This is a genomic window from Hydrogenophaga sp. (genome assembly GCF_028698005.1).
GTDB lineage: Bacteria > Pseudomonadota > Gammaproteobacteria > Burkholderiales > Burkholderiaceae_C > Hydrogenophaga.
In genome coordinates this window covers 1-26,163 of record NZ_JAQVEJ010000031.1, presented here as the reverse complement: position 1 = coordinate 26,163, position 26,163 = coordinate 1, and the positions used below count along the sequence as shown (strand labels likewise).

Annotated in this window: 26 protein-coding genes, 1 tRNA gene and 1 other RNA gene; 11 read left to right on the top strand and 17 right to left on the bottom strand. The window is 67.0% G+C overall.

Annotation, left to right across the window (positions count from 1 at the left end; genetic code table 11):
- The first annotated feature begins 107 nt into the window (after nt 1-107).
- The 5 genes from PHQ87_RS05350 to glp are packed head-to-tail and all read left to right on the top strand — an operon-like array spanning nt 108 to nt 5,392.
- Nucleotides 108-1,541: an aldehyde dehydrogenase family protein gene (locus PHQ87_RS05350; RefSeq protein ID WP_300231877.1), complete on the top strand. Its 1,434-nt coding sequence runs from the start codon at nt 108-110 to the stop codon at nt 1,539-1,541.
- Nucleotides 1,542-1,566: 25 nt separating this feature from the next.
- On the top strand, nt 1,567-2,328 hold the full coding sequence (locus tag PHQ87_RS05345) for an SDR family oxidoreductase (RefSeq protein ID WP_300231876.1): 762 nt from the start codon (nt 1,567-1,569) through the stop codon (nt 2,326-2,328).
- 14 nt (nt 2,329-2,342) lie between these two features.
- On the top strand, nt 2,343-3,473 hold the full coding sequence (gene moaA / locus PHQ87_RS05340) for a GTP 3',8-cyclase MoaA (protein ID WP_300231875.1): 1,131 nt from the start codon (nt 2,343-2,345) through the stop codon (nt 3,471-3,473).
- Nucleotides 3,474-3,475: 2 nt separating this feature from the next.
- Nucleotides 3,476-4,099, top strand: a complete 624-nt coding sequence (gene mobA / locus PHQ87_RS05335; protein ID WP_300231874.1) for a molybdenum cofactor guanylyltransferase MobA — start codon at nt 3,476-3,478, stop codon at nt 4,097-4,099.
- A gap of 57 nt (nt 4,100-4,156) precedes the next feature.
- Nucleotides 4,157-5,392 (top strand): gephyrin-like molybdotransferase Glp, encoded by a 1,236-nt coding sequence (gene glp / locus PHQ87_RS05330; RefSeq protein ID WP_300231880.1) that lies wholly within the window; start codon nt 4,157-4,159, stop codon nt 5,390-5,392.
- A gap of 6 nt (nt 5,393-5,398) precedes the next feature.
- Here the strand turns inward: glp and rnhA are convergent, their stop codons facing one another.
- Both rnhA and PHQ87_RS05320 read right to left on the bottom strand, forming a co-directional pair.
- The gene (gene rnhA, locus PHQ87_RS05325) at nt 5,399-5,833 is read right to left on the bottom strand and encodes a ribonuclease HI (RefSeq protein WP_300231873.1); all 435 of its coding nucleotides are present in this window, start codon (nt 5,831-5,833) and stop codon (nt 5,399-5,401) included.
- Between the two features lie 24 nt (nt 5,834-5,857).
- The gene (locus tag PHQ87_RS05320; protein ID WP_300231872.1) at nt 5,858-6,661 is read right to left on the bottom strand and encodes a class I SAM-dependent methyltransferase; all 804 of its coding nucleotides are present in this window, start codon (nt 6,659-6,661) and stop codon (nt 5,858-5,860) included.
- Nucleotides 6,662-6,776: 115 nt separating this feature from the next.
- On the opposite strand from PHQ87_RS05320, the gene gloB reads away from it, so the two are divergent.
- Both gloB and PHQ87_RS05310 read left to right on the top strand, forming a co-directional pair.
- The gene (gene gloB, locus PHQ87_RS05315; RefSeq protein WP_300231871.1) at nt 6,777-7,562 is read left to right on the top strand and encodes a hydroxyacylglutathione hydrolase; all 786 of its coding nucleotides are present in this window, start codon (nt 6,777-6,779) and stop codon (nt 7,560-7,562) included.
- Nucleotides 7,559-9,124 carry a transglycosylase SLT domain-containing protein gene (locus PHQ87_RS05310; protein ID WP_300231870.1) on the top strand — a complete coding sequence of 522 codons (1,566 nt, stop codon included), beginning with the start codon at nt 7,559-7,561 and terminating at the stop codon, nt 9,122-9,124. Before gloB ends, PHQ87_RS05310 begins: the two co-directional genes overlap by 4 nt.
- 9 nt (nt 9,125-9,133) lie before the next feature.
- Here PHQ87_RS05310 and PHQ87_RS05305 read toward each other — a convergent pair whose 3' ends face one another.
- From PHQ87_RS05305 to dnaX, 5 genes are all read right to left on the bottom strand, one after another.
- Nucleotides 9,134-10,081 carry an ABC transporter substrate-binding protein gene (locus PHQ87_RS05305; protein WP_300231869.1) on the bottom strand — a complete coding sequence of 316 codons (948 nt, stop codon included), beginning with the start codon at nt 10,079-10,081 and terminating at the stop codon, nt 9,134-9,136.
- 214 nt (nt 10,082-10,295) lie between these two features.
- Complete coding sequence (locus PHQ87_RS05300) at nt 10,296-10,700, bottom strand: MAPEG family protein (RefSeq protein ID WP_300231868.1); 405 nt, start codon at nt 10,698-10,700, stop codon at nt 10,296-10,298.
- Nucleotides 10,701-10,769: 69 nt separating this feature from the next.
- A complete protein-coding gene (gene recR, locus PHQ87_RS05295) occupies nt 10,770-11,366 on the bottom strand; it encodes a recombination mediator RecR (RefSeq protein WP_300231866.1) in 597 nt (198 codons plus the stop codon).
- A 26-nt stretch (nt 11,367-11,392) separates the two neighbouring features.
- Nucleotides 11,393-11,725, bottom strand: coding sequence for a YbaB/EbfC family nucleoid-associated protein (locus PHQ87_RS05290; protein WP_300231865.1), 333 nt, complete (start codon nt 11,723-11,725; stop codon nt 11,393-11,395).
- Nucleotides 11,726-11,811: 86 nt separating this feature from the next.
- A complete protein-coding gene (dnaX, locus tag PHQ87_RS05285; RefSeq protein ID WP_300231864.1) occupies nt 11,812-13,788 on the bottom strand; it encodes a DNA polymerase III subunit gamma/tau in 1,977 nt (658 codons plus the stop codon).
- Nucleotides 13,789-13,878: 90 nt separating this feature from the next.
- On the opposite strand from dnaX, the gene ffs reads away from it, so the two are divergent.
- Nucleotides 13,879-13,975, top strand: an RNA gene (gene ffs, locus PHQ87_RS05280) — signal recognition particle sRNA small type.
- Nucleotides 13,976-14,559: 584 nt separating this feature from the next.
- Here ffs and PHQ87_RS05275 read toward each other — a convergent pair.
- The 10 genes from PHQ87_RS05275 to uvrB all read right to left on the bottom strand — a co-directional run bounded on the left by PHQ87_RS05275 (nt 14,560) and on the right by uvrB (nt 23,146).
- A tRNA-Val gene (locus PHQ87_RS05275) sits at nt 14,560-14,634 on the bottom strand.
- Nucleotides 14,635-14,755: 121 nt separating this feature from the next.
- Nucleotides 14,756-15,466 (bottom strand): DNA polymerase III subunit epsilon, encoded by a 711-nt coding sequence (gene dnaQ, locus PHQ87_RS05270; RefSeq protein ID WP_300231863.1) that lies wholly within the window; start codon nt 15,464-15,466, stop codon nt 14,756-14,758.
- On the bottom strand, nt 15,466-15,804 hold the full coding sequence (gene fdx, locus PHQ87_RS05265; protein ID WP_300231862.1) for an ISC system 2Fe-2S type ferredoxin: 339 nt from the start codon (nt 15,802-15,804) through the stop codon (nt 15,466-15,468). Before fdx ends, dnaQ begins: the two co-directional genes overlap by 1 nt.
- A gap of 8 nt (nt 15,805-15,812) precedes the next feature.
- Nucleotides 15,813-17,684, bottom strand: a complete 1,872-nt coding sequence (gene hscA, locus PHQ87_RS05260) for a Fe-S protein assembly chaperone HscA (protein WP_300231860.1) — start codon at nt 17,682-17,684, stop codon at nt 15,813-15,815.
- A 68-nt stretch (nt 17,685-17,752) separates the two neighbouring features.
- Nucleotides 17,753-18,271: a Fe-S protein assembly co-chaperone HscB gene (hscB, locus tag PHQ87_RS05255; protein WP_300231858.1), complete on the bottom strand. Its 519-nt coding sequence runs from the start codon at nt 18,269-18,271 to the stop codon at nt 17,753-17,755.
- The gene (gene iscA, locus PHQ87_RS05250; protein ID WP_300231857.1) at nt 18,272-18,595 is read right to left on the bottom strand and encodes an iron-sulfur cluster assembly protein IscA; all 324 of its coding nucleotides are present in this window, start codon (nt 18,593-18,595) and stop codon (nt 18,272-18,274) included.
- A gap of 19 nt (nt 18,596-18,614) precedes the next feature.
- Entirely contained in the window at nt 18,615-19,001 is a 387-nt protein-coding gene (gene iscU, locus PHQ87_RS05245) for a Fe-S cluster assembly scaffold IscU (RefSeq protein ID WP_300231856.1), read from the bottom strand.
- Between the two features lie 18 nt (nt 19,002-19,019).
- Nucleotides 19,020-20,237 (bottom strand): IscS subfamily cysteine desulfurase, encoded by a 1,218-nt coding sequence (locus tag PHQ87_RS05240; protein ID WP_300231855.1) that lies wholly within the window; start codon nt 20,235-20,237, stop codon nt 19,020-19,022.
- Between the two features lie 133 nt (nt 20,238-20,370).
- Nucleotides 20,371-20,907: a Fe-S cluster assembly transcriptional regulator IscR gene (gene iscR, locus PHQ87_RS05235; RefSeq protein ID WP_300231853.1), complete on the bottom strand. Its 537-nt coding sequence runs from the start codon at nt 20,905-20,907 to the stop codon at nt 20,371-20,373.
- 157 nt (nt 20,908-21,064) lie between these two features.
- On the bottom strand, nt 21,065-23,146 hold the full coding sequence (gene uvrB, locus PHQ87_RS05230) for an excinuclease ABC subunit UvrB (RefSeq protein WP_300231852.1): 2,082 nt from the start codon (nt 23,144-23,146) through the stop codon (nt 21,065-21,067).
- A 164-nt stretch (nt 23,147-23,310) separates the two neighbouring features.
- Here uvrB and PHQ87_RS05225 point away from each other — a divergent pair, with 164 nt between their 5' ends.
- From PHQ87_RS05225 to PHQ87_RS05215, 3 genes are all read left to right on the top strand, one after another.
- Nucleotides 23,311-24,507, top strand: a complete 1,197-nt coding sequence (locus PHQ87_RS05225) for an amino acid aminotransferase (RefSeq protein ID WP_300231851.1) — start codon at nt 23,311-23,313, stop codon at nt 24,505-24,507.
- A gap of 186 nt (nt 24,508-24,693) precedes the next feature.
- Complete coding sequence (phaZ, locus tag PHQ87_RS05220; protein WP_300231850.1) at nt 24,694-26,031, top strand: polyhydroxyalkanoate depolymerase; 1,338 nt, start codon at nt 24,694-24,696, stop codon at nt 26,029-26,031.
- 47 nt (nt 26,032-26,078) lie between these two features.
- The coding region (locus PHQ87_RS05215; protein WP_300231878.1) for a (Fe-S)-binding protein at nt 26,079-26,163 on the top strand (85 nt) is incomplete at its 3' end.

Genomic DNA, 26,163 nt, shown 5'->3' with positions numbered 1-26,163 from the left:
CCCCCGGGTCTCGCTCGCCATGCGCGACGCCGTATTCGACAGGACGCCGGTCGTGGCACCCATCGGCCCCGCGCCGGTCATCGGCCCGCAGTAAGGAGACATCCACCATGCCCCTGAACTTCATCGACAACCAGGCCGTTCGCTCGGCCTCCAGCCAGACGCTGCCCGTGATCGACCCGGCCGACGGACAGCCGTATGACACCATCGAGCGCAGCAGCGCCGCCGACGTGGACATGGCGGTGCAGGCCGCGCGCCGCTGTCTGGACACCACCTGGAGCCGCCTGAGTGCGGCCGAGCGCGGGCGCCTGCTCATGAAGCTGAGCGCCAAGGTGGCCGAGCATGCCGACGAACTGGCCACGATCGAGCAGCGCGACTGCGGCAAGCCCACCCAGCAGGCCAGGGCCGACGCACTGGCGCTGGTGCGCTACTTCGAGTTCTATGCCGGCGCGGCCGACAAGCTGCACGGCGACACCATCCCCTACCTCGATGGCTACAGCGTGCTCACCTGGCGCGAGCCGCACGGTGTCACCGGCCACGTGATCCCATGGAACTACCCCATGCAGATCTTCGGCCGCAGCGTCGGCGGCGCGCTGGCCGCCGGCAACACCTGCGTGGTCAAGCCCTCCGAGGACGCCTGCCTGTCGCTGATCCGGGTGGCCGGGCTGGCTGCCGAGGTCGGCTTTCCGGCCGGGGCGCTCAACATCGTCACCGGCTACGGCCACGAGGTCGGCGATGCGTTGGCGCGCCATCCGGGCGTCGATCACATCAGCTTCACCGGCAGCCCGCGTGTGGGCACGCTGATCCAGCAGGCCGCGGCCGAGCGCCATTGTCCGGTGACGCTGGAACTGGGTGGCAAGGGGCCACAGATCGTGTTCGAGGACGCGGACATCGACGCCGCCCTGCCCTTCCTTGTCAGCGCCATCGTGCAAAACAGCGGCCAGACCTGCAGCGCCGGCTCGCGCCTGCTGGTGCAGCGCGGCCTGTACGAGCCGCTGCTGGCGCGTCTGGGCGAGGTCTTCCGGGCGCTGCGTGCCGGCCCCCCCGCCCTGGACCCGGACCTCGGACCGCTGATCCGGCAGACGCAGCTCGAGCGCGTGCGCGGCTTTCTGGATCAGGCCCGTGCCGACGGGATTGCCACGGTGGCCGCAGGCCACGTCATGGACGAGGTGGCGGCCGGCGGCTACTACGCGGCACCCGTGCTGCTGCGCGACGTGCCGCCTGGCCACCGGCTGGCCCAGGAAGAGGTGTTCGGTCCGGTGCTGGCGGCCATGCCCTTCGACGACGAGGACCACGCCGTGGCGTTGGCCAACGGCACGGCCTTCGGCCTCGTGGCCGGCGTGTGGACGCGCGACGGCGCGCGCCAGTTCCGCATGGCGCGCCGCGTCAAGGCGGGCCAGGTCTTCGTCAACAACTACGGCGCCGGCGGCGGTGTGGAACTGCCCTTCGGCGGCGTCAAGTCCAGCGGCTACGGCCGCGAAAAGGGCTTCGAGGCCCTGCTGGGCTTCACCACCCTCAAGACTGTGGCGTTCCGTCACGGCTGACACACCCCTTCAAGGAGACACCCGCATGCGTCTGAAAAACAAGTCCATCATCGTCACCGGCGCCGGCAGCGGCATCGGCGAAGGCATCGCCAAGCGGCTGGCCGAGGAAGGCGCCGCCATCATCGTCAACGACATCAACCGCACCGGTGGCGAGCGCGTGGCCGACGAGATCACTGCCGCCGGTGGCCAGGCCCAGTTCGTCGCCGCCGACGTGACCCGCTCGGACGATGTCAAGGCGCTGGTCGCGGCCGCCGTCCGCCACCATGGCAAGCTCGACGTGATGGTCAACAATGCGGGCTGGACACACCGCAACCAGCCCGCGCTGGACGTGCCCGAGGACGAGTTCGACCGCTGCTACGCGGTCAACGTCAAAAGCATCTACCTGTCCACCATTCACGCGGTGCCCGAGTTCCGCCGCAACGGCGGCGGCAGCTTCATCAACATCGCCTCCACCGCCGGCGTGCGCCCGCGCCCCGGCCTGACCTGGTACAACGGCTCCAAGGGCGCGGTCATCACCACCAGCAAGTCGCTCGCGGCCGAGCTGGGCCCGGACAACATCCGTGTCAACTGCGTCAACCCGGTGATGAACCCCTTCACCGGCCTGGGCGCCTCATTCGCGGGCGGCGAGCTGACGGAGGAGCGGCTGGGCAAGTTCCGCAGCACCATCCCGCTGGGGCGCTTCTCGACCGCGCTGGACGTGGCCAATGCCGTTCTGTACCTGGCCAGCGACGAGGCCGCTTTCATCTCGGGGGTATGCTTGGAAGTTGACGGCGCACGCTGCGTCTGAGCGAGAATCGGAGCATGTCCGAACGCGTGATTCCCCTCGTCGACCAGCGCATGGCGCCCCTGGCCGTGCCTCGGCCTGCGCGCGCTGCGGCCCACGCCACGCCAGCTCCAGGCCTGCTCCATGACACGCTCGGCCGGCCCCTGCGCGACCTGCGCATCAGCGTCACCGACCGCTGCAACTTCCGCTGCACCTACTGCATGCCCAAGGAGGTGTTCGACAAGGACTACCCCTACCTGCGACACGGCGACCTGCTGCGCTTCGAGGAAATCGCCCGACTGGCGGGCGTGTTCGTGGCCCAGGGCGTGCGCAAGATCCGCCTGACCGGCGGCGAGCCCCTGCTGCGCAAGGACATCGAGTTGCTGGTTGGCCAACTGGCCGCCCTGCGCACGCCCGAGGGTGAGCCGCTGGACCTCACGCTGACCACCAACGGCTCGCTGCTGGGGCGCAAGGCCGCCGCCCTCAGGGCCGCCGGCCTGCAGCGCGTCACCGTCAGTCTGGACGGGCTCGACGATGCGGTGTTCCGCCGCATGAACGACGTCGATTTCCCGGTCGCCGACGTGCTGCGCGGCATCGACGCCGCGCGCGAGGCGGGCCTGGGTCCGGTCAAGGTGAACATGGTCGTCAAGCGCGGCACCAACGAGCACGAGATCCTGCCCATGGCGCGCCACTTCAAGGGCAGCGACATCGTGCTGCGCTTCATCGAGTACATGGATGTCGGCGCCACCAACCGCTGGCGCATGGACGAGGTGCTGCCCAGCGCCGAGGTCATGCAGATGATCCACCGCGAGATGCCGCTCGTGCCGCTGGAGCCCGCCGCCCCCGGCGAAACCGCCGAGCGCTGGGCCTACGCCGACGGCAGCGGCGAAGTCGGCTTCATCAGCAGCGTCACGCAGGCCTTCTGCCGCGACTGCAACCGCGCCCGCCTGTCCACCGAAGGCCAGCTCTACCTGTGCCTGTTCGCCTCGCGCGGCTACGACCTGCGCGAGCTCGTGCGTGGCGGGGCCTCGGACGCCGACATCGCCGCCGCCCTTGCCGCCATCTGGCAGGGGCGCGACGACCGCTATTCCGAGCTGCGCGCGAGCCTGCCGCCCGACGCCGGCAACGACCGGGGCCGGCGCGTCGAGATGAGCTACATCGGCGGCTGAGCATGATCCTCCCGGGCCAGATCACCGGCCTCGTTCTGGCGGGCGGTCGCGGCTCGCGCATGGGTGGCGTCGACAAGGGGCTGCAGCCGCTGGCCGGTCGCCCCCTGGTGGCCCACGCGCTGGAGCGCCTGCGCGCGCAGCAGGGCGGCCTCATCGGCACCATCGCCATCAACGCCAACCGCCAGCCGGATGCCTATGCCACCTTCGGCGTCCCGGTCTGGCCCGACACCCTGCCCGACCAGCCCGGGCCGCTCGCCGGTTTCCTGACCGGGCTCACCCATTGCACGACGCCCTGGCTGCTGACCGTGCCCTGCGACAGCCCGCGCTTTCCGACCGATCTCGCGCAGCGCCTGGCCGAGGCCTTGCGCGACGATGCCGGCGACATCGCGATGCCGCTGGCGCCGGACAGCGACGGGCAACTGCGCCCGCAGCCCGTCTTCTGCCTGATGCGCGCCGCACTGCGCGAGGACCTGGCGGATTTCCTTGCCCAGGGCGAGCGCAAGACCCGCACGTGGGCCGACCACCACCGCCTCGCGCTGGTGCCCTTCGACCGGCCACAGGACGATCCACGGGCCTTCTTCAACGCCAACACGCCCGAGGACCTGCGGATGCTGGACAATGCCTGAATGACATCGAGCGCTCCTTCCGCCACCCCAGCCGGCGCGCCCCGTCCTGCCGCCTGGATGGACATGGCACAGGCTTCGGCCCAACTGGCCAGCCTCGTTCGGCCCGTCTCCGACGTCGAAACCGTGACCATCGCCGAGGCCCTGGACCGCGTGCTGGCCGACGACGTGATTTCCCCCATCAGCGTACCGCCGCACGACAACGCGGCGATGGACGGCTTCGCCTTCGACGGCTCGGCGCTGGCCTCAGGCCTGACCCTGGACCTTCGCGTCGTCGGCCGCGCCCTCGCCGGCCAGGCCTGGAGCGGTCACGTCGGCCACGGCGAATGCGTGCGCATCATGACGGGCGCCGTCATGCCGACTGGCGCCGATACCGTCGTGCCCATCGAGCTGGTGACGACCGATGGCGACACGGTGCGGCTGCCCGCGGAAGCCGTCACCCCGGGCAGCCACCGGCGTCGCGCCGGCGAAGACCTGATGGCCGGCCAACCGGCGCTGCGACGCGGGCAGCGCCTCGGCCCGGCCGCGCTGGGCCTGCTGGCCAGCCTGGGGCTGGCGCAGGTGCGCGTGTACCGCCGGCTGAGGGTGGCGTGCCTGTCCACTGGCGACGAACTCCTGAACCCTGGTGAGCCGGCACGCGCCGGTGCCATCTACGACAGCAACCGCTTCGGCCTGTGCGGCCTGCTGCGCAAGCTCGGTGTGGAGGTCCTGGACATGGGCATCGTGCCCGACGACCCGACCCGGCTCGAAGCCGCGTTCCGGCAGGCCGCGCGTGACGCCGACGCCATTGTCACCAGCGGCGGCGTCAGCATGGGCGATGCCGACCACACCCGCGACCTGATGGCCCGCCTGGGCGAGGTGGCGTTCTGGCGCATCGCCATGCGCCCGGGCAGCCCGTTTGCCGCCGGCCGCATCCGCGCCGGTGACGCACCGGATACCGGAAACGCCATGCTGTTCGGCCTGCCCGGCAACCCGGTCGCGGCCATGGTGACCTTTCTCGCCCTGGTGCGCCCCGCGCTGCAGGCCATGATGGGCGCCCGGCCGGCGCCCCCCGTGCAGCTGCAGGCACGCTGCGCAGAACCGCTGCGCAAGAAGCCCGGCCGCACCGAGTTCCAGCGTGGCATCGTCACCCGCAACGCCGACGGGCACCTGACCGTCCGCACCACCGGCCACCAGGGCTCGGGCATGCTGCGTTCGATGGTCGAAGCCAATGGCCTGATCGTGCTGCCGCAGGATCAGGGCGACCTCGCCGCCGGCGAGACGGTCGAGGTGATGATGTTCGAGGGCGCGATCTGAGTCCGCTCAGCCGGGCACACCCTTGTTGGCCAGCGCGTCGGCGCGCTCGTTGCCCGGGTCACCGTTGTGGCCCCTGACCCAGTGCCACTCGATGTGGTGCACGCCATCGTGCACCAGTTCATCCAGTCGCCGCCACAGGTCAGCGTTCTTGACCGGCTCCTTCGAGGCGGTCACCCAGCCCTTTTTCTTCCAGCCATGGATCCACTCGGTGATGCCCTTGCGCACGTACTGGCTGTCCAGGTAGAGCTGAACGCGGCACGGCCGCTTGAGTGCCGACAGCCCCTGGATCACGGCCATCAGCTCCATTCGGTTGTTGGTTGTCAGGCGTTCGCCACCGAACAGCTCCTTTTCGTGCGCACCCGAGCGCAGCAGCACGCCCCAGCCACCCGGTCCCGGGTTGCCCTTGCAGGCGCCATCGGTGTACATCACCACTTGATCCAAAACATCCACTCCTGAGAAATCGGTTCATTGCCGGCGCGCGACCGACACCGGACTGGCGGCGGCGGCCCGACGCGGTCGCCACGCCGGGCCAAGCAGGCGCATGCCGCGCACGCGCTTGACCGCCACAAAAAAATACACGGCGCCGAAGATGGGCCACCAGCGCGGCCCGGCCCGGTCCATCCAGGCGGTGCGGGCGAGCCACTTGTCGCTGCGCACCGCCGGGCGGTAGCAGCCGTACTGCTCCAACTCTACTTCAAGACCCAGCAGGCGCATCCAGTCGCGCAGCCGCCAGGGGCCGATGAACTCACCGACCTCCGGCAGGTACAGCGTGCCGCCCAGGCCCAGGTGCTGCGTCAGGCGCGCCCGGCCCTGCCTGAAGCCCCACAGGCTGGCCGGATTCAGGCCCGAGACCACCACCCGTCCCTCGGGCACCAGAACGCGCTCGACCTCGCGCAACACCTGGTGCGGGTCGGCACTGAGTTCGAGCGTGTGCGGCAGCATCACGAGGTCCAGGCTGGCCTCCGGAAACGGCAGGGCGGCGGCGTCGGTCACCAGGCATACCTCGGGCGCATGGCCACGGTCGGGCAACAGACCATCCACCGGCACCGCATCCTGCGCCTCCGGCGCCGGTGACTCGGGCAACGCCACCCAGCGGTGGGGCATGCGGTTCATGCGCAAAGAGGGCAACTCCGGCACCCCCAACTGCAGCGCATGAAAGCCGAAACAATCCTCCACCACCGCGTCACACTGCGCCGCTTCCCAGGCAAGAAGGTAACGCCCGGGCGGGGTACGGAACCATTGTTGCAAACCTATAATCGATGGATTCATGGGTGATGCCTTGCGCAGGCCAGTCTGCCACTGAACAGGTCTGCTGGCCGCCCCGTCCGACCACGCATACTCTACACGTCCTGCTGCCGACTTGACCAAGCTGCCCGAACCCTCCATGACGCTGCATCCTGTCGAGGCTTTTTCCGACAACTACATCTGGGTCCTCGACGACGGTCAGCGCGCGCTGGTGGTCGACCCGGGCGATGCCGAGCCGGTGCGCGCCTATCTGGCCGCCCGGTCGCTGCGGCTGGACACCCTGCTCATCACACACCACCATCGCGACCATGTGGGCGGCGTGGCGGCGCTGCTCGCCGATGCCCCCGACGCCAGGTGCATCGGTCCGGCCGGCGAGGCCATGCCGGTGCCGGTCGAGCCAGCGCGCGGTGGCGACGCGGTGCAGGCCCTGGGCCTGACCTTCCAGGCCATCGATGTGCCCGGCCATACGGCAGGCCACGTCGCCTATTTGTGCAACGACCGGGCCACGCTGGGCCCGCCACTGCTGTTCTGCGGCGACACCCTGTTTTCCGGTGGCTGTGGGCGCCTGTTCGAGGGCACGCCGGCGCAGATGCTCGACTCGCTGGACCGGCTGGCCGCCCTGCCGGGCGACACCCGGGTCTGCGCGGCGCACGAGTACACGCTGTCGAACCTGAAGTTCGCCCGCCACGTCGAACCCGGCAACCAGGCGCTGGCGGACTATGAAGACCAATGCAGAATGCGGCGCGACGCGGGACGGCCCACCCTGCCCTCGACCATCGAGGTCGAGCGCCAGATCAACCCGTTTCTGAGGGCGCGCGAGCCCGATGTAGCCCGCTCGGTCCGTACGCACGCGGGCCTGCCCGACGATGCAGCCGTGGTGCCGGTATTCGCGGCGCTGCGGGAATGGAAGAACACGTTCCGATGACCCCTGCCCCCACCGATTGGTTGGTCCGCCTGCGCCGCTGGTGCTGGCAGTTGCCCCTGCTGGCCGCCGGCCTGCTCGCCGGTTGTGCCGCCCCCCCATCCGGCAAGCAGCCTTCGCCCGCGCCGGCGATCGTCACGCACAAGTCATATGCGCCCCCGCCGTTCGTCCCCAAGGGGCCCCTGAGCGCGGTCGAAACCGGTGAACTCAAGTCCGACCAGATCACCTCGCTGACCGCCCCCAGCAACATCTGGGAACGCATCCGCCGCCGCTTTGCCATGCCGGATCTGGACACCGAGCTCGTGCACAACCGCGAGCAGTGGTATGCCAGCCGGCCCGACTACATCCAGCGCATGACCCTGCGCTCGCAGATGTACCTGTTTCACATCGTCGAAGAAATCGAGCGGCGTGAACTGCCGATGGAACTGGCCTTGTTGCCCTTCATCGAGAGTGCCTTCAATCCGCAAGCCGTGTCCAGCGCCCGGGCGGCAGGCATGTGGCAGTTCATGCCGGCCACGGGTCAGTCTTTCGACCTGAAACAGAACATGTTCCGCGATGACCGGCGCGATGTGCTGGCCTCCACCCGTGCCGCGCTCGACTACCTGGAGCAGCTCTACGCCCGCTTCGGCGACTGGCATCTTGCACTGGCCGCCTACAACTGGGGACAGGGCAATGTGGGGCGCGCCATCACGCGCAACCAGAGCCTGGGGCTGGGTACCGGCTACCTCGACCTGAACATGCCGCAGGAGACGCGCTACTACGTGCCCAAGCTGCAGGCGGTCAAGAACATCGTCGCCAACCCCGAGGCGTTTGGCCTGCAACTGCCCGACATCGGCAACCACCCCTTCTTCGACACCATCACCATCACGCGCGACATCGACGTCGCCATGATCGCCCGCCTGGCCGAGGTCGACGAGAAGGACTTCCGCGCCCTCAATCCCTCGATCAAACTGCCCGTGGTGATGGCCGCCGGCACGCCCAACGTGCTCCTGCCCTGGGACAATGCCGCGCTGTTCGAGGCCCGGCTCAAGAACCAACAGGGCCCACTGGCGAGCTGGACCGCCTGGGTCGTGCCCACGACCATGAGCGCCGCCGACGCGGCCCGCCGCGTCGGCATGAGCGAAATCGAACTGCGCCGGCTGAACAACATCCCGCCGCGCATGCGGGTGCGCGCGGGCTCCAGTTTGCTGGTGCCGCGCACCGGTGCCTACGACCGCGATGTCCCCGAGCATGTGGCCGACAACGGCCAGCTCAGGCTGCAGCCCGATGCGCCGGTCAAGCCGCGCCACGTGATCGTGCGCAAGGGCGACAGCCTCTCGACCATCGCGCAGCGGCACGGCGTCAGCTTGGCCAACCTGGCGAAATGGAACGGTCTGACGACGAAATCGGGCGTCCGCATCGGCCAACAGCTCGCGCTCGCCCAACCAGCGCGCGCCACCTCATCCGCTCGTGCCGGCACAGGCAAGAAGGCCGCGGCAACCACGACCCGGACGGCGGCCAAGAAGCCGGCCAGGAGCACGGCGAAAAAATCCGCGACCAAGACGCGCGTGGCCAGCAAGAAGTGAGCCGGTGCCTCAGGCCCGGAAGCGCACCTTGGCCTTCTGCGCGAACTGGTTGGTGTAGGTCTGGCCCATGTCCAGTCCGCGTGCCTCGGGCAGTTCACCCAGGGTCTGCACCGTTTTCAGGAAAGTGGCCGGCCCGTCCCCGGGCATCAGGCCGTCCGGTGTCCAGGTTTCCCGCACGCGGCTGAAGGCCGCCAGGTACAGTGCGCGGTCACCGGAAAAATAGGCCTCGGGCACGGCGCGGATGATGTCCGAGGGCCCCGCCGTCTGCAGCCACTTGAGCGCGCGCACCATCGCAAAGGCCAGCGCCTGTGCAACGTCGGCACGGCTGCCGAGAAAGGCTCCGGGAGCCGCCAGACAGGCCGCCGGCAACGGCCCGCCAAATACCTCGGCATTGCCACGCACCGTCCGGGTGTCGGCCACCACCTTGATGGCACCCTCCTGCTCAAGCAGCGTGATCGCCGGGTCGCTGTGGCAAATCGCATCCACCAGCCCCGCGCGAAACGCCGCCACGGCCTGGGCATGCCGGTGCAGGGGCACGAAGCGCACATCGCCCGCCCTGAGGCCGGCACGTTGCAGCACCAGACGCGCCAGCCGGTAGGCGTCCGTGTTGGCGCTGGCCACGCCGATGCGCGCTCCCCTGAGCACCTGCGATGCACTCGGGTCGGCCACCCCCATCACCAGTTGCGAGGTGCGCCCCTGCTGCACGAAAGCCGTCAGGGGGAGCACGCCGCGCGCACGCAGCGCGACAACCGTGCCGTAAGCGATGCTCGCCACGTGGGCCGCGCCGCTGGCCACCGCCTGCACGCAGGCCTGCGCATCCGGAAACTCGCGCACGAGGACATCGAGCCCTTCGGTGGCGAAATAGCCCAGGCGCTCGGCCACCGTCAGTGGCAGCATGCAGAACGAGGCCCTGTCATGGACCGCCAGCACCACCCGCGGCGTGCCTGCAGGCGGCATCGCGGCAGGCACGCCATTGCCCCGGGCAAACACACCCGGGCACATGCTGCTGAGAAGGCCGGACGCACAGACGGCGCCCCACCGGCGGCGGTTCCACATACCCGAATCCTCCATGTGCCCTGCTTCAAACGGCAGGCTCATCAGAAGAATAGGCGGCCCCCCGGCTACCGGCATCAGTGCCAATCCCGAGCGGGTTTACACCGATCTGGCTTCCCTACACAAAAAAGATGGCCAGGTTCACGAGCAGTGCCAGCGCCCAGACCGCGCTGCGCGCCGAGGCCAGATCGGCCAGGTACAGCAGGATGTAGACCATCCTGAGCACGACGAACAGGAAGGCCATCAGGTCCAGCCGCACCTGGTTGGCGCCGAGCTGGTGGGCCACGATGACCGCTGCCATGAACAGCGGCAAAGCCTCGAAGCTGTTGGCCTGTGCCGCATTGGCGCGCGCGCGCCAGCCGGTTTGCCGCGCCAGCCAGGCACGGGGCTGGTGGTTGTCAAAGCCGCCCTGATGGCGCCCGACGCCGAACGAGCCTCTTTTGGCCAGGACAGCACAGACAAAGGGCAGCAGGGCGGCCACGATCAGCGACCAATAAGCCAGGGTCAGTCCTGCCAGTTTCATGCCTTGACTCCCGGCTGGGTGGGTTGTAACAGTCGAAACGAGACTTTACCGGACACCAGGTGTGGCCGTTCAGCGTCGATCGACGAGCGCATGGGCGATGGTACCAAGGTCCACGTATTCGAGCTCGCTGCCCACCGGCACGCCACGCGACAGGCGCGTCACCTGCAGGCCCCGGTGCTTGAGCGCCTGCGCGATCACATGGGCCGTCGTCTCGCCCTCGGCCGTGAAATTGGTGGCCAGGATGACCTCGCGCACCGGACAGTCCGGGGCGTCGAAGCGCTCGAACAGAGCCTGCAGGCCGATTTCGCGGGGCCCCACACCATCGAGCGGACTCAGGCGCCCCATGAGGACAAAGTACAGGCCCTTGTAGGCACCGGTGCGCTCCATCGCGGCCTGGTCGGCCGGCGTCTCGACGATGCACAGCAGGCTCCTGTCGCGGCGCGGGTCGGCGCAGGTGACGCAGACCTCGTCTTCGGTGAACGTGTGGCACAGCGTGCAATGGCGCACATGTTCGGTGGCCTGAGCCAGCGCACGCGACAGGCGCTGGGCGCCCTCGCGGTCGTGCTGCAGCAGGTGAAAGGCCATGCGCTGCGCCGATTTGACGCCCACCCCCGGCAAACAGCGCAACGCCTGCACCAGCAGCTCAAGCGAATGGGTACCGGTCATGCCTGATCGCGCTTGCGCGGCCTCGCTCAGAACGGAAACTTCATGCCGCCGGGCAGGCCAGGCATGCCGGCGGTGATCTTGCCCATTTTTTCCTGGGAGGTCTCTTCGGCCTTGCGCACGGCCGCGTTGAAGGCGGCAGCCACCAGGTCTTCGAGCATGTCCTTGTCGTCGGCCAGCAGGCTCGGGTCGATCGTCACACGCCTGACATCGTGCTTGCAGGTCATCGTCACCTTGACGAGACCGGCACCGGACTCGCCCGTGACCTCGATGCTGCCCAGCTCCTCCTGCGCCTTCTTGAGGTTGTCCTGCATGGCCTGGGCCTGCTTCATCAGGCCGGCGAGTTGTCCTTTGTTGAACATGGTCTTCCTTGTGTGAATGAATGGGAATCGTCTGGATCGGTGTCGGCGCCGCCGACGTCAAATGGTGTGTGGTCGCAAGGCCCGCGTCAGGCCGCGTCGGCCTTGAGGCTGCCTGGCACGATTGTGCCGCCAAAGTCGCGCATCATGGCCTGCACGAAGGGATCTGCGAGGATGAGGTTTTCGGCCTCGCGCTGCCGACGCCGGGCCTCGGCGGCCAGACGCAGGGCGGGCGAGTCGGTCACCTGCCCTGGCGCCACCACGTCGGTGGCGATTTTCACGCCCTCATGGCCCAGCGTGGCCAGCGCGGCGGCCAGGCGGTTGCCGGTGGCGCCCTGGGCCAGCGAACTGCGCTCGATGCGCAGGGTCCACAGGCCTTCGCTGCGCGCCACGAGCTGCGACTGCAGACCCAGTTCGCGCACCAGCGCGGTGATGGCCTCGGCCTGCACCAGCCGCATCACCGTGTCGTGCCAGAAGTCACCCTCAGGGGTCGGCACCAGCCGCGACGGATCGGGCCCGGCACCCACATCGGAGCGGCGCGGCTCCACGCGCTCGGAAGGCAGGCCGGGGTCGCGCACGGGAATGGCCACCACACGCGGCGGCACTGGTGCGGACGGTGCAACGGCCGCCATGTCCTCGTCCACCCAGGGCGGCCCGTCGTCGTAGTCCTCGATCTCGGGCATATCGGGCGGCGGCAGGCGCTCGGCGGGCGGTTGGGGTGGCACCGGCCGCGCCTCGGCTGCCGGCGGGTTCGTCGGCACGGCAACCGCCTCTGCCCGGGGCTCGGGCCGCGGCACAGGCGCAACGGCCGGTGCGGGGACAACGGGTGCCGGCACGGCCACGGCAACCCGCGGAGCCGGGGCCGGCACGGGTGCCGGCGCGGTCTCACGCCCCGGAGGGGGATTCAGCGGAGTTTTTTTTTCCACCGCGGCCGATGTACCGGCCACCGTGGCACCAGCGGGCTTGAAGGCCAGCAGGCGCAACAGCACCATGGTCAGCGCGGCGTATTCGTCCGGCGCCAGCCCCAGTTCAGCCCGGCCGTGCAGGCACAGGCTGTAGAGCAACTGGGTTTCGTCGGCCGGCTGCAACAGGGCCAGTCGCGCGATCTCGGTTTCGTCCGGATCGGTGGAGGCCTCACCCTGCGCCGCGCGCGCGGGCACGGCCTGCAACACCGCCATACGCTGCAGCACACCGGTCATCTCTTCCAGCAGCGAGGCCGCGTTCAAGCCGTTCAGGCGCAACTCATCCACCGTGTCCACCACGGCAGCACCATCGCCGCGCGCCAGCGCATCGATCAGGCGCAGCACGTAGCCCCGGTCCACCGCGCCCAGCATCTGGCGCACCGTGGCTTCCTGCAACTGGCCGCCACCGAAGGCAATGGCCTGGTCGGTCAGGCTCAGCGCATCGCGCATCGAACCGCGCGCGGCCCGTGCCAGCAGGCGCAGAGCCTGGCCGTCGGCCGGCACCCCTTCGGCCTGCAGCACGCGGGTCAGGTGTTCGGACACCGTCTCGGGCGCCATCGGCCGCAGGTTGAACTGCAGGCAGCGGCTGAGCACGGTGACCGGCACCTTCTGCGGGTCGGTCGTGGCCAGCACGAACTTGAGGTACTCCGGCGGCTCCTCCAGTGTCTTGAGCATGGCGTTGAACGCCGTGTTCGTGAGCATGTGCACTTCGTCGATCATGAAGACCTTGAAGCGCCCCTGCACCGGCTTGTAGACGGCCTGCTCCAGCAGGGCCTGCACCTCGTCCACCCCACGGTTGGAGGCCGCATCGAGCTCGGTGTAGTCGACGAAGCGGCCGGCATCGATGTCGCGGCAGGCCTGGCAGACACCACAGGGCTCGGCCGTGATGCCGCCCTGCCCGTCGGCGCCCAGGCAGTTGAGCGATTTGGCCAGGATGCGCGAGACGGTGGTCTTGCCTACGCCGCGCGTACCGGTGAACAGGTAGGCATGGTGCAGGCGCTGCGAACTCAGCGCGTTGGACAGCGCCTGCACGACGTGTTCCTGCCCCACCATTTCGGCGAACGTGCGCGGTCGGTACTTGCGGGCCAGGACGACATAAGACATAAGCCACCGATTCTAAGCCGCAGCCCGCCACATCTTCACCTTTCGCCGGCCAGCCAGCAAGCAGGCGCGTGATCGCCTACAATCGGAGGTGACGGGCCTTCCCGCATGGTGAAGCGGCCAACCGGGTCAGGTGGGGAACCAAGCAGCCCTAACTGTGTAGCCAGTGCCGGGGTCAAGGCTCGTCACCTTATTCAATCGCCGGATCCTCATCAGGATCCGCCAGCCAGGCCGAACCAGGGGCCTGCGCATTTCTCGCGGCACTGCCTTCTTGTGCCGCGCGCCCCGCACCCGAACATGGGGAGCGCCTGGCCAAGCACCCGGACGGCGCCTGCGGTCACGCACACGCCCTCTTCGCCAGGATCCTGAAAAGACCCATCGGCTCAGCCGGTAAGGCCAGCGTCTCGCATGACACCTTGCTCGTCCTCCTGCGAAATCCGGAATGCGGCCTTTGGCCCCGTCCCTGGGTCAAACAGGACGTGCGTCATGAAGAATCTGACGTTGTGTGGATGTCCCCACTGAAGTCATCAGGTCGTGCGGAAAGACTTCGACCCATACGCGCGGGAGGACACAACAAAAGTTTCGCGCGCCGCCGGTGGGTGGGCGGCGCAGCGCCCTGATGGCACCGGGCGGTCGATCAGCGCCCACCTGGCGCCCTCAGGGCTGAGGGGCACACAAAGGCCGACGCGGTGCGCCCCCAGGGCGCACGATCCGTACCAACTCCGTGAAGACAAGAAAAAAGCACCTAGCGTTTCCGCTAAGTGCTTGATTTTCTGGTGGGCGGTGCAGGGTTCGAACCTGCGACCCCTGCCGTGTGAAGGCAGTGCTCTACCACTGAGCTAACCGCCCGAATTCTGGTGTTCGTCAGGCTGCTGCCTTCAGACTCCCGATCATTCGGTAAGCCTCAGATTATATAGCGTTGTTTTCGCATTTTTCTGGGCGGCGCAAAAAAATTCTTGGCGTCCCCGGTTCAGGCAGCCGCCACCCGTGTGCGCCACACCGTTTTGCCTTTGCTGGCCTTGTCGAGATCGGCCAGCAAGGCCTCGTGTGCCGCGCACTCCAGCTCGTTGGCCCGCAGCACGGGCAGATCGAACTGGCGCAGGTCGATCAACTCCAGGCTGCTGCCATCGGCACCGCTGTCGCTGGTGTCGATGAGCAGCGCGTCCTGGCCGCGCGTCATGTTGATGTAGACATCGGCCAGCAGCTCGGCGTCGAGCAAGGCCCCGTGCAGGGTACGGTTGGAGTTGTCCACGCCCAGCCGGTCGCACAGCGCGTCCAGGCCATTGCGCTTGCCGGGGAACATCTCCTTGGCCAGCACCAGACTGTCAATCACGCCCGAGATGCAAGCCATGATCGGCGGCTTGCCCAGCAACTCCAGTTCCTTGTTGAGGAAGCCGATGTCGAACGGTGCGTTATGGATGATGAGCTCGGCGCCATCCAGGTAGGCCAGCAGCTCATCGGCGATGGCCGCGAACTTGGGCTTGCTGCTCAGGAACTCCGTGGTCAGCCCGTGCACCTTGAGCGCATCCTCGTGGCTGTCGCGCTCGGGGTTGATGTAGTGATGCAGGTTGTTGCCGGTGAGCTTGCGGTTGAGCAGTTCCACACAGCCGATCTCGATGATGCGGTCACCGTTTTCGGCCGACAGGCCGGTGGTTTCGGTATCGAGAACGATCTGCCTCATCAGTGATTCTCTTTGGCGTGGTTGATGGAGTACTTCGGGATTTCCACCGTCAGGTCCTGCAGGGCCACGATGGCCTGACACGACAGTCGCGAATCGGGCTCAAGGCCCCAGGCGCGGTCCAGCAGGTCCTCTTCGGCTTCTTCCATGTCGTTGAGGCTGTTGAAGCCTTCGCGAACGATCACGTGGCACGTGGTGCAGGCGCAGCTCATGTCACAGGCGTGCTCGATCGGGATGCCGTTGTCGAGCAGGGCCTCGCAGATGGACGTGCCCGGTGGGGCCGTGATGGTAGCGCCCTGCGGACAGTACTCGGGGTGGGGCAGGATCTTGATCGTGGGCATGGGTGTTGTCAGATTTCTTCGATCTTTCGGCCGGCCAGGGCATGCTGGATGCCCCGGTTCATGCGCCTGGCCGCAAAGGCCTCGGTGCCCTTGGCCAGCGCCTCGGTAGCCGCCTCGACCTCGCTGGCGGTGCCCTCCTTGGCCACTTGCGCCAATCCTTGCATCAGGGCATCGATCGCCTCGCGCTCGGCGGCCGACAGCAGATCACCATCGGCGGCCAGCGCGCTGCGCGTGGCCACGAGCATGCGGTCGGCATCGACCCTGGCCTCGACCAGCGCCCGCGCCTGCATGTCCTGTTGCGCGGTGGCGAAACTGTCCTGCAGCATGGCGGCGATCTGTTCGTCGCTCAGGCCGTAGGCTGGCTTGACCTCGATGCGGGCCTCGACCCCCGAGCCTTGCTCGCGCGCGCTCACCGACAACAGGCCGTCGGCATCGACGGTGAAGGTGACCCGAATGCGTGCCGCGCCGGCCGCCATGGGGGGAATGCCGCGCAGCGTGAAGCGGGCCAGGCTGCGGCAGTCGGCCACCAGGTCGCGCTCGCCCTGCACCACGTGCAGGGCCAGCGCGGTCTGGCCGTCCTGGTAGGTGGTGAAGTCCTGCGCGCGGGCGGTGGGAATGGTGCTGTTGCGCGGCACGATGCGCTCGACCAGGCCACCCATGGTCTCGATGCCCAGCGACAGCGGGATCACATCAAGCAGCAGCAGGTCGCCAGCGCGGCTGTTGCCGGCCAGGGCGTTGGCCTGAATCGCGGCGCCCAGCGCCACCACCTCGTCGGGATTGAGGTTGACCAGCGGGTCGCGGCCAAAAAACTCGCCCACCGCGCGGCGCACGACCGGCATGCGCGTCGAGCCGCCGACCAGCACCACGCCCTGCACCTCGTCGCGGCGCACGCCGGCATCGCGCAACACCTTGCGCACCGCGCTCAGGGTTCGCGCCGTCAGCTCGGCGGTACAGGTTTCGAAGTCGGCGGCCGTCACCGTCTGCTCGATGGTCTGGCCACCCAGCGACACCTGGAATACGGCACTGTCGGCCCCGGACAGGGTTTCCTTGATCCGGCGCGCTTCCCTTTGCAGCACGGCCCTGGCCGATGCGTCGGGCACCGCATCGACGCCCTGCTGTCGCAGAACCCAGCCAGCCAGTGCCTGGTCGTAGTCGTCGCCGCCGAGAGCAGAATCGCCCCCGGTCGCCAGCACCTCGAACACGCCCTGCGTCAGACGCAGGATGGAAATATCGAAGGTGCCGCCGCCGAGGTCGTAGACCGCATAAATACCCTCGCTGCCATTGTCCAGGCCATAGGCGATGGCGGCGGCCGTGGGTTCATTGATCAGGCGCAACACGTTGATGCCCGCCAGTTGTGCGGCGTCCTTGGTGGCCTGGCGCTGGGCATCGTCAAAATAGGCCGGCACGGTGATCACGGCGCCGTACAGTTCATCATCAAAACTGTCTTCGGCGCGGAAACGCAAGGTGGCCAGGATCTCGGCACTGACCTCCATCGGCGTCTTGCGGCCTGCCACGGTGTCGATCACGGCCATGCCGCCGTCATCCAGCACACGGTAGGGCAGCTTGTCGACATCGACCACCTGGGCGCGCGACCGGCCCATCAGACGCTTGACGGAGCTGACCGTGTTGGCCGGATCGTCAACCTGCGCCGCCAGGGCTTCGTAGCCGATCTGGCGCCCCGCCCCGCCCTGTGCCGGATCGGTGTAGCGGACCACGCTGGGCAGGATCACCCGCCCCTGGGCGTCGGGCAGACATTCGGCCACACCATGGCGCACCGCCGCCACCAGCGAGTGGGTGGTCCCCAGGTCGATGCCCACGGCCACACGGCGCTGATGGGGGTCCAGCGACTGGCCGGGTTCGGAAATCTGCAGAAGTGCCATGGGTGAACAGATGGCCCGGTTCGGTCCGGGCAGATGGAAGCGATCGAAGGGGAAAGAATGGTCGGGCGTTATTGTCCCAGTTGATCGATGCGCTTTTCGATATCGCGGGAAAAACGCTCAACGAACATGAGGGCTCTGACCTGCCCGGCCAGACCGCCGAAATCGTGCTGCTCGTCGGCCAGGCAGCGCGCCTGCTCGATCATGCGTGCGCGAGCCCCGGCCACATCGTCGGCCATGTCCTCCAGCGCATCCAGGCTCGAGGCCTCCTCCAGTGCCTCGCGCCATTGCAACTGCTGCATCAGGAACGCTGGCGGCATGTGGGTGTTGCGCTCGGCATCGACCGGCACGCCATGCAGTTCGCACAGATAGGCCGCCCGCCGGATGGGGTCCTTCAGGCGCTGGTAGGCCTCATTGATGCGCACCGACCACTGCATGGCCTGGCGCTGCGTCCGCGCATCGCCGGCGACATGGCGGTCCGGATGCGCCTCGCGCTGCAGCGCCTTCCAGCGCTCGTCCAGTTGCGCGCGATCCAGCGCGAAGGCCGGAGCCAGACCGAAGATCTCGAAATCGTTGGATTGCAGGTTCACTCAGACGCGGAACGACTCGCCGCAGCCGCAGCGGTCACGTTCATTCGGATTGTTGAACCTGAATCCCTCGTTGAGGCCCTCGCGCACGAAATCGAGCTGCGTGCCGTCGATGTAGGCCAGGCTCTTGGGGTCCACCAGCACCTTGACACCGTTGTTTTCGAACACGACGTCCTCCGGCGCGATCTCGTCGGCGTACTCCAGCTTGTAGGCCAGTCCCGAACAGCCTGTGGTCTTGACGCCCAGGCGCACGCCAATGCCCTTGCCCCGTTTGGCGATGTAGCGGCTGACGTGCCGCGCCGCGGCCTCGGTAATGGTGACACCCATGCTTGTCATCTGCGGTCGGTCAGTTCGCGTGTTTCTGGCGGTAGTCCTGGACGGCGGCCTTGATGGCGTCCTCGGCCAGGATCGAGCAATGGATCTTGACCGGCGGCAGCGCCAGCTCTTCGGCAATCTCGCTGTTCTTGAGCGAGGCGGCCTCGTCCAGGGTCTTGCCCTTGACCCATTCGGTCACCAGCGACGACGAGGCAATGGCCGAGCCACAGCCATAGGTCTTGAAGCGTGCGTCCTCGATGACGCCCGTGGACGGGTTGACCTTGATCTGCAGCTTCATCACGTCGCCGCAGGCCGGGGCACCGACCATGCCGGTGCCCACCGTGTCATCGCCCTTGTCGAACGAACCGACGTTGCGGGGGTTTTCGTAGTGGTCGACCACTTTGTCAGAGTAAGCCATGGTTGTTCTCCTTCGTGTTCAGTGCGCAGCCCATTGGATCGTCGACAGATCGACGCCATCCTTGAACATTTCCCACAGCGGCGACAGCTCGCGCAGCTTGGCAACGTTTTCCCGGATGGTCTTGACCGCGTAGTCAATTTCTTCTTCGGTTGTCCAGCGACCGATGGTCATGCGCAGGCTGCTGTGGGCCAGCTCGTCGCTGCGGCCCAGGGCGCGCAGCACGTAGCTGGGCTCCAGGCTGGCCGAGGTGCAGGCCGAGCCGGACGACACCGCCAGTCCCTTGATGCCCATGATCAGCGACTCGCCCTCGACGTAGTTGAAGCTCATGTTCAGGTTGTGCGGCACGCGCTTCGTTTCGTGGCCGTTGACGAACACCTCTTCAATGCCCCGGAGACCCTCCAGCAGGCGGTCGTGCAGTGCCTGGATGCGGCTGTTTTCTTCGTGCATCTCGGCCTTGGCAATGCGATAGGCCTCGCCCATGCCCACAATCTGGTGCGTGGGCAGCGTGCCCGAGCGCATGCCGCGCTCGTGGCCACCGCCATGCATCTGCGCCTCGATGCGCACGCGCGGCTTGCGGCGCACGAACAGCGCGCCGATGCCCTTGGGCCCGTAGGTCTTGTGCGCGGTCAGGCTCATCAGATCCACCGGCAGCACCTGCAGGTCGATGTCCACACGGCCGGTGGCCTGCGCGGCATCGACGTGGAAAATCACGCCCTTTTCGCGGCAGATGGCGCCGATGGCCGCGATGTCCTGGATCACGCCGATCTCGTTGTTCACGAACATGACCGAGGCCAGGATGGTGTCGGGACGGATCGCGGCCTTGAAGGCCTCCAGATCGAGCAGGCCGTCGGGACCGACGTCCATGTAGGTGACATCGAAGCCGCGGCGCTCCAGCTCACGGCAGGTGTCGAGCACCGCCTTGTGTTCCGTCTTGACCGTGATGATGTGCTTGCCACGCGATTGATAGAACTGCGCCGCACCCTTGAGCGCCAGGTTGTTGGACTCGGTGGCGCCGCTGGTCCAGACGATCTCGCGCGGATCGGCATTGATCAGCGCGGCCACCTGGGCGCGCGCGTTCTCGACGGCCTTTTCCGCTTCCCAGCCCCAGGCATGGCTGCGGGAGGCCGGGTTGCCGAAATGCTCGCGCAGCCAGGGAATCATGGCATCCACCACCCGCGGATCGCAGGGGCTGGTGGCGCTGTAGTCCATGTAAATCGGAAAGTGCGGTGTGCTCATGGGAGATCAGCAGTTCGTGGGGCTAAATAGGGTTGTTGTTTTTTATCGGGCGGGCGACCGGCCGCACCGGCGCCAGCGGCCTGACGCCCGGCGCGCGGTCAGCGACCCGGCCAGCGCGCGGGACCGCCCTGTTTTACTTGGACAGCGCCACCCCACCCAGCGCAAATACCGAATTGGGGGCATTGACCCGGATCGGCTTGACCACCGGTGCGCTGGAGATGGCGCGTTTGATCATCGGCGCGTTCTCCACCACGACACCCTTGGCGATCTGCTCGTCCACCAGCGACTGAAGGGTCACCGAGTCGAGAAAGTCGACCATCCGGGTATTGAGCTGCGACCACAGCTCGTGGGTCATGCAGCGGCCGGCATCACCCAGGCAATTTTCCTTGCCACCACACTGGGTCGCGTCAATCGGCTCGTCCACCGACACGATGATGTCGGCCACCGTGATGTCGGCCGCCTTGCGTCCCAGCGAATAGCCGCCCCCCGGACCCCGGGTGGATTCGACCAGTTCGTGGCGGCGCAGCTTGCCGAACAACTGCTCCAGGTAGGACAGCGAAATCTGCTGGCGCTGGCTGATGGCGGCCAGCGTGACAGGACCGTTGCTCTGGCGCAGGGCCAGATCAATCATGGCGGTGACCGCGAAGCGGCCTTTGGTCGTGAGGCGCATCTCAAGCTCCTTTGCGTTGGCTTGACCTGTCGGGACACACCGGACACCCATGCCCGATCAGAGGCACTGAGGTTTTCCCGATGGTTTCCGACTGTTTCGGTCGAGTATACCATATTTCCGAGTAAATCTCTCGGCTAAGGTTCCCTCGACCCGCCCGTCAGGCGACGTGGTCTTCGCCCGGCGCCCCCAGCACACGCGCCTTGAGCTGGTGCAACTGGTCGCGCACCTGCGCCGCCTTCTCGAATTCGAGGTTGCGCGCGTGCTCCAGCATGAGCTTCTCCAGCCGCTTGATTTCACGCGCCAGGTCTTTTTCGCTCATGGCCTCGGCCTGCTCCCGGGCCGCCGCTTCCAGCGCGACACGGTCGGCTTCCTTGCCCGCCTTTTCGCTGTAGACGCCGTCGATCAGGTCCTTGATGCGCTTGACCACCCCCTTGGGCGTGATGCCATGTGCCTCGTTGTAGGCGATTTGCTTGGCGCGGCGCCGCTCGGTCTCGTCCATGGCGCGCCTCATGGAATCGGTGATGCGGTCGGCATACAGAATGGCTCGGCCATTGAGGTTGCGCGCCGCGCGGCCGATGGTCTGGATCAGGCTGCGCTCGGCACGCAGAAAGCCCTCCTTGTCGGCGTCGAGGATGGCCACCAGCGAGACCTCGGGAATGTCCAGGCCCTCGCGCAGCAGATTGATGCCGACCAGCACGTCGAACTGGCCCAGGCGCAGGTCGCGAATGATCTCCACACGCTCGACCGTGTCGACATCGCTGTGCAGGTAACGCACCTTGACGCCGTTCTCCGTCAGGTAGTCGGTGAGCTGCTCGGCCATGCGCTTGGTCAGCGTGGTGATCAGCACACGCTCGCTCTTCTCGACGCGGATGCGGATCTCCTGCAGCACATCGTCCACCTGGTGGGTAGCCGGGCGCACCTCGACCACCGGATCGACCAGGCCGGTCGGGCGCACCACCTGTTCCACCACCTTGCTGGCATGACTCTTCTCGTAGTCAGCCGGCGTGGCCGAGACGAAAATGCACTGGCGCATGCGCTGCTCGAACTCGGCGAACTTCAGCGGCCGGTTGTCCAGCGCCGACGGCAGGCGAAACCCGTACTCCACCAGCGTGGTCTTGCGCTGGCGGTCGCCGTTGTACATGGCATTGAGCTGGCCGATCATCTGGTGGCTCTCGTCCAGGAACATGATCGCGTCGCGCGGCAGGTAGTCCGTGAGCGTGGGCGGCGGGTCGCCCGGCCTGGCACCGGACAGATGCCGCGTGTAGTTCTCGATCCCCTTGCAGTGGCCGACCTCGCTGAGCATCTCGATGTCGAAACGCGTGCGCTGCTCCAGCCGCTGCGCCTCGACCAGCTTGCCCATGCCCACCAGCTCCTTGAGCCGCTGCTCCAGTTCCTGCTTGATCGACTCCACGGCCGCCAGCGTCTTCTCGCGCGGCGTCACGTAATGGCTGGAGGGATAGACCGTGAAGCGCGGCACCTTCTGGCGGACGCGGCCGGTGAGCGGATCGAACAGCGACAGCGACTCGACCTCGTCGTCGAACAGCTCGATGCGCACCGCCAGCTCCGAGTGTTCGGCCGGGAACACGTCGATGGTGTCGCCACGCACGCGGAAGGTGCCGCGCGCGAAGTCCTGCTCGTTGCGCTGGTACTGCATGCGCACCAGTTGCGCAATCAGATCGCGCTGACCGATCTTGTCGCCATTGCGCATGATCAGCCGCATCTGCATGTAGTCCTCGGGCGTGCCGATGCCGTAGATGGCGCTGACGGTGGCCACGATGACGACATCGCGCCGTTCGAGCACGCTCTTGGTCGCCGACAGCCGCATCTGTTCGATGTGCTCGTTGATCGCGCTGTCCTTCTCGATGAACAGGTCGCGCTGCGGCACGTAGGCCTCGGGCTGGTAGTAGTCGTAGTAGCTGACGAAGTATTCGACCGCGTTCTTCGGGAAGAACTCGCGGAACTCGCTGTACAGCTGCGCCGCCAGCGTCTTGTTGGGCGCAAACACGATGGCCGGGCGCCCCAGGCGGGCGATCACATTGGCCATGGTGAAGGTCTTGCCCGAGCCGGTCACGCCCAGCAGGGTCTGGAACACCTCGCCGTCCTCGATGCCCTCGACCAGTTGCGCAATGGCCGTGGGCTGGTCGCCCGCGGGCGGGAACGGCTGATACAGCTCGAACGGAGAGCCCGGAAAGCGTACGAACTGGCCAGCCGGTGCGGCGTCGGTGAGGTCGGTGGTCACGGCGGGGTGTCGCAATGCGGTCAAAACGTTCAAGTTTACGGTGCGACCACGCCGGCGGATACCCGGTGCTTCGGGAAAACCCGCGCGAGCACTAAAATGAGAGGTTGTTCCCAGGACAGAACAACCCGCTCCTTCCTTTGTCCGCCCTCACCCCATCGCTCATCATGTCTTTGTTTTCCGCCGTCGAAATGGCCCCCCGCGACCCGATCCTGGGTCTGAACGAACAATTTGCTGTCGACCCCAACCCGAACAAGGTCAACCTCGGCGTCGGCGTGTACTTCGACGACAACGGCAAACTGCCGCTGCTGCAGTGCGTGCAGGTGGCTGAAAAGGCCCTGGTGGACCAGGCCAACGCGCGGGGTTACGTGCCCATCGACGGCATCGCCGCCTACGACAACGCGGTCAAGGCACTGGTCTTCGGCGCCGACTCCGACGTCGTCAAGTCGGGCCGCTTGGCCACCGTGCAGGCCATCGGCGGTACCGGCGGCCTGAAGATCGGCGCCGACTTTCTCAAGAAGATCAACCCCAATGCCAAGGTGCTGATCTCCGATCCGAGCTGGGAAAACCACCGGGCCATCTTCACCAATGCCGGCTTCGAGGTCGACAGCTACCGCTATTACGATGCCGCCAACCGCTCGATCGACTTCGAGGGCATGCTGGCCGATCTGAATGCCGCGGCGCCCGGCACCATCGTGTTGCTGCACGCCTGCTGCCACAACCCCACCGGCTATGACATCAGCGCCGAGCAGTGGGACAAGGTGATCGAGGTCGTCAAGGCCAGGGACCTGGTCGCCTTCCTGGACATGGCCTACCAGGGCTTTGGCCAGGGCATCGCCGAAGACGGCGCCGTGATCGGCAAGTTCGTCGACGCCGGACTGAACATCTTCGTGTCCACCTCCTTCTCCAAGAGCTTCAGCCTGTACGGCGAGCGCGTGGGCGCGCTGTCGGTGGTGGCATCGGACAAGGACGAAGCGGAGCGCGTGCTGTCGCAACTGAAGATCGTGATCCGCACCAACTATTCCAACCCGCCCACCCACGGTGGCGCCGTGGTGGCCTATGTGCTGAACAACCCCGAGCTGCGCGCCCTGTGGGAAAAGGAACTGGCCGAGATGCGCGTGCGCATCAAGGACATGCGCCAGAAGCTGGTGGACGGCCTGAAGGCCGCCGGCGTGAAGCAGGACATGAGCTTCATCACCACGCAGGTCGGCATGTTCAGCTACTCCGGCCTGAACAAGGACCAGATGGTGCGCCTGCGCAACGAGTTCGGCATCTACGGCACCGACACCGGCCGCATGTGCGTGGCTGCGCTCAACAGCAAGAACATCGACTACGTCTGCCAGGCCATCGCCAAGGTGGTGTAAGGCCTGCTGCCTGACGCAGGGAAACGGAGGCCGTCAGACTGCCTCCGTGGTGAAACCGGGGCTTCATCGATCACCCAGGCGACAGGTTTGTGAAAAAGTTGGTGAAATTTCAGCGTTTTCACTGCATCCAACTGGCTTGACAACTGCTATATTGTTGCACTGCAACATAATTCGGAAGATCGCCCCATGCTCTATCAGATCTACGAAACCCAGCGCTCGATCATCGAGCCCATCACCGACCTGGCGGCGGTAGCGGCCAAGCTGTACGCCAACCCTCTGTCGCCACTGGGCCAGGTGCCGATGGCACAGCGCGTATCGGCCAGTTTCGATCTGTTGCACCGATTGGGCAAGGACTACGAAAAACCGGAATTCGGTATCCGGACGGTCGATGTCGACGGTGTCGAGGTGGCCATCCACGAGCGCATCGAGATCGACAAGCCCTTTTGCGAGTTGCGCCGCTTCAAGCGTTTCTCGGACGATCTGCCGACGCTGGACAAGCTCAAGGGGCAACCCGTGGTGCTGCTCGTGGCGCCGCTCTCGGGCCACTACGCCACGCTGCTGCGCGACACCGTGCGCACCATGCTCAAGGACCACAAGGTCTACATCACCGACTGGAAAAACGCCCGCCTGGTGCCCTTGTCCGAGGGTGAATTCCACCTGGATGACTACGTCAACTACGTACAGGACTTCATCCGCTACCTGCAGCAGACTTACGGCAACTGCCACGTGATGAGCGTGTGCCAGCCCACGGTGCCGGTGCTCGCGGCGATCTCGCTGATGGCCTCGCGCGGCGAGACTGCGCCGCTGTCGATGATCATGATGGGCGGCCCGATCGACGCCAGCAAATCGCCCACCGCCGTGAACAACCTGGCCACGCAGCGCAGTCACGCCTGGTTCGAGAACAACGTCATCTACCGGGTGCCCCCCAAGTTCCCGGGTGCCGGCCGGCGCGTCTATCCCGGTTTCCTGCAGCATGCGGGCTTCGTGGCCATGAACCCCGACCGCCATGCCAGCAGCCACTACGACTATTTCCGTGACCTGATCAAGGGCGACATGTCCAGTGCCGAGAGCCACCGTGCGTTCTACGACGAGTACAACGCCGTGCTCGACATGGATGCCGACTACTACCTGGAGACCATCGAGACGGTCTTCCAGGAGTACAAGCTGGTCAAAGGCACCTGGGATGTGAAGAATCCGGAGGGCGAACTCGAGCGCGTGCGCCCGCAGGACATCCAGGGCAGCGCCCTGCTGACGATCGAGGGTGAGCTGGACGACATCTCCGGCTCGGGTCAGACCGCCGCAGCGCACGACCTGTGCGCCGCCGTTCCGTCCGGGAACCGCCGGCACTTCGAGGTGCCGGGCGCCGGGCACTATGGCATCTTCAGCGGCCGCCGCTGGCGCGAAATGGTCTATCCGGTGGTCAAGTCCTTCATCCAGGACTATCAGCCAGCCACAGGTAGTGCCACCACGGCACCGGCACGCAAGGGCGGTACGCGCCGCCGCAACAGCACGACCCCGGTCTGATCGGCGTGCTGCCTGCGGCAGCCGACTGCGCAGGCTATAGTCGGGGCATGGATGAGCTTGCACGCCGCATTGATGCTGCGCTGCCGCAGACGCAGTGCACGCGTTGCGGCTACCCCGATTGCGCGGCCTATG

Excerpts from the sequence above, each read along its gene's own strand:
- glp (WP_300231880.1), top strand. The coding sequence starts at position 4,157 with ATGGACATGGCACAGGCTTCGGCCCAACTGGCCAGCCTCGTTCGGCCC.
- fdx (WP_300231862.1), bottom strand. The coding sequence starts at position 15,804 with ATGCCCACGATCAAGATCCTGCCCCACCCCGAGTACTGTCCGCAGGGC.
- PHQ87_RS05240 (WP_300231855.1), bottom strand. The coding sequence starts at position 20,237 with ATGAGCACACCGCACTTTCCGATTTACATGGACTACAGCGCCACCAGC.
- PHQ87_RS05305 (WP_300231869.1), bottom strand. The coding sequence starts at position 10,081 with ATGCCGCCTGCAGGCACGCCGCGGGTGGTGCTGGCGGTCCATGACAGG.
- mobA (WP_300231874.1), top strand. The coding sequence starts at position 3,476 with ATGATCCTCCCGGGCCAGATCACCGGCCTCGTTCTGGCGGGCGGTCGC.
- iscR (WP_300231853.1), bottom strand. The coding sequence starts at position 20,907 with ATGCGCCTCACGACCAAAGGCCGCTTCGCGGTCACCGCCATGATTGAT.
- dnaX (WP_300231864.1), bottom strand. The coding sequence starts at position 13,788 with ATGTCTTATGTCGTCCTGGCCCGCAAGTACCGACCGCGCACGTTCGCC.
- recR (WP_300231866.1), bottom strand. The coding sequence starts at position 11,366 with ATGACCGGTACCCATTCGCTTGAGCTGCTGGTGCAGGCGTTGCGCTGT.
- moaA (WP_300231875.1), top strand. The coding sequence starts at position 2,343 with ATGTCCGAACGCGTGATTCCCCTCGTCGACCAGCGCATGGCGCCCCTG.
- PHQ87_RS05345 (WP_300231876.1), top strand. The coding sequence starts at position 1,567 with ATGCGTCTGAAAAACAAGTCCATCATCGTCACCGGCGCCGGCAGCGGC.
- PHQ87_RS05320 (WP_300231872.1), bottom strand. The coding sequence starts at position 6,661 with ATGAATCCATCGATTATAGGTTTGCAACAATGGTTCCGTACCCCGCCC.
- iscA (WP_300231857.1), bottom strand. The coding sequence starts at position 18,595 with ATGGGTGTCACCATTACCGAGGCCGCGGCGCGGCACGTCAGCCGCTAC.
- gloB (WP_300231871.1), top strand. The coding sequence starts at position 6,777 with ATGACGCTGCATCCTGTCGAGGCTTTTTCCGACAACTACATCTGGGTC.
- PHQ87_RS05300 (WP_300231868.1), bottom strand. The coding sequence starts at position 10,700 with ATGAAACTGGCAGGACTGACCCTGGCTTATTGGTCGCTGATCGTGGCC.
- PHQ87_RS05310 (WP_300231870.1), top strand. The coding sequence starts at position 7,559 with ATGACCCCTGCCCCCACCGATTGGTTGGTCCGCCTGCGCCGCTGGTGC.
- PHQ87_RS05350 (WP_300231877.1), top strand. The coding sequence starts at position 108 with ATGCCCCTGAACTTCATCGACAACCAGGCCGTTCGCTCGGCCTCCAGC.
- iscU (WP_300231856.1), bottom strand. The coding sequence starts at position 19,001 with ATGGCTTACTCTGACAAAGTGGTCGACCACTACGAAAACCCCCGCAAC.
- dnaQ (WP_300231863.1), bottom strand. The coding sequence starts at position 15,466 with ATGAGGCAGATCGTTCTCGATACCGAAACCACCGGCCTGTCGGCCGAA.
- PHQ87_RS05225 (WP_300231851.1), top strand. The coding sequence starts at position 23,311 with ATGTCTTTGTTTTCCGCCGTCGAAATGGCCCCCCGCGACCCGATCCTG.
- PHQ87_RS05290 (WP_300231865.1), bottom strand. The coding sequence starts at position 11,725 with ATGTTCAACAAAGGACAACTCGCCGGCCTGATGAAGCAGGCCCAGGCC.
- hscA (WP_300231860.1), bottom strand. The coding sequence starts at position 17,684 with ATGGCACTTCTGCAGATTTCCGAACCCGGCCAGTCGCTGGACCCCCAT.
- phaZ (WP_300231850.1), top strand. The coding sequence starts at position 24,694 with ATGCTCTATCAGATCTACGAAACCCAGCGCTCGATCATCGAGCCCATC.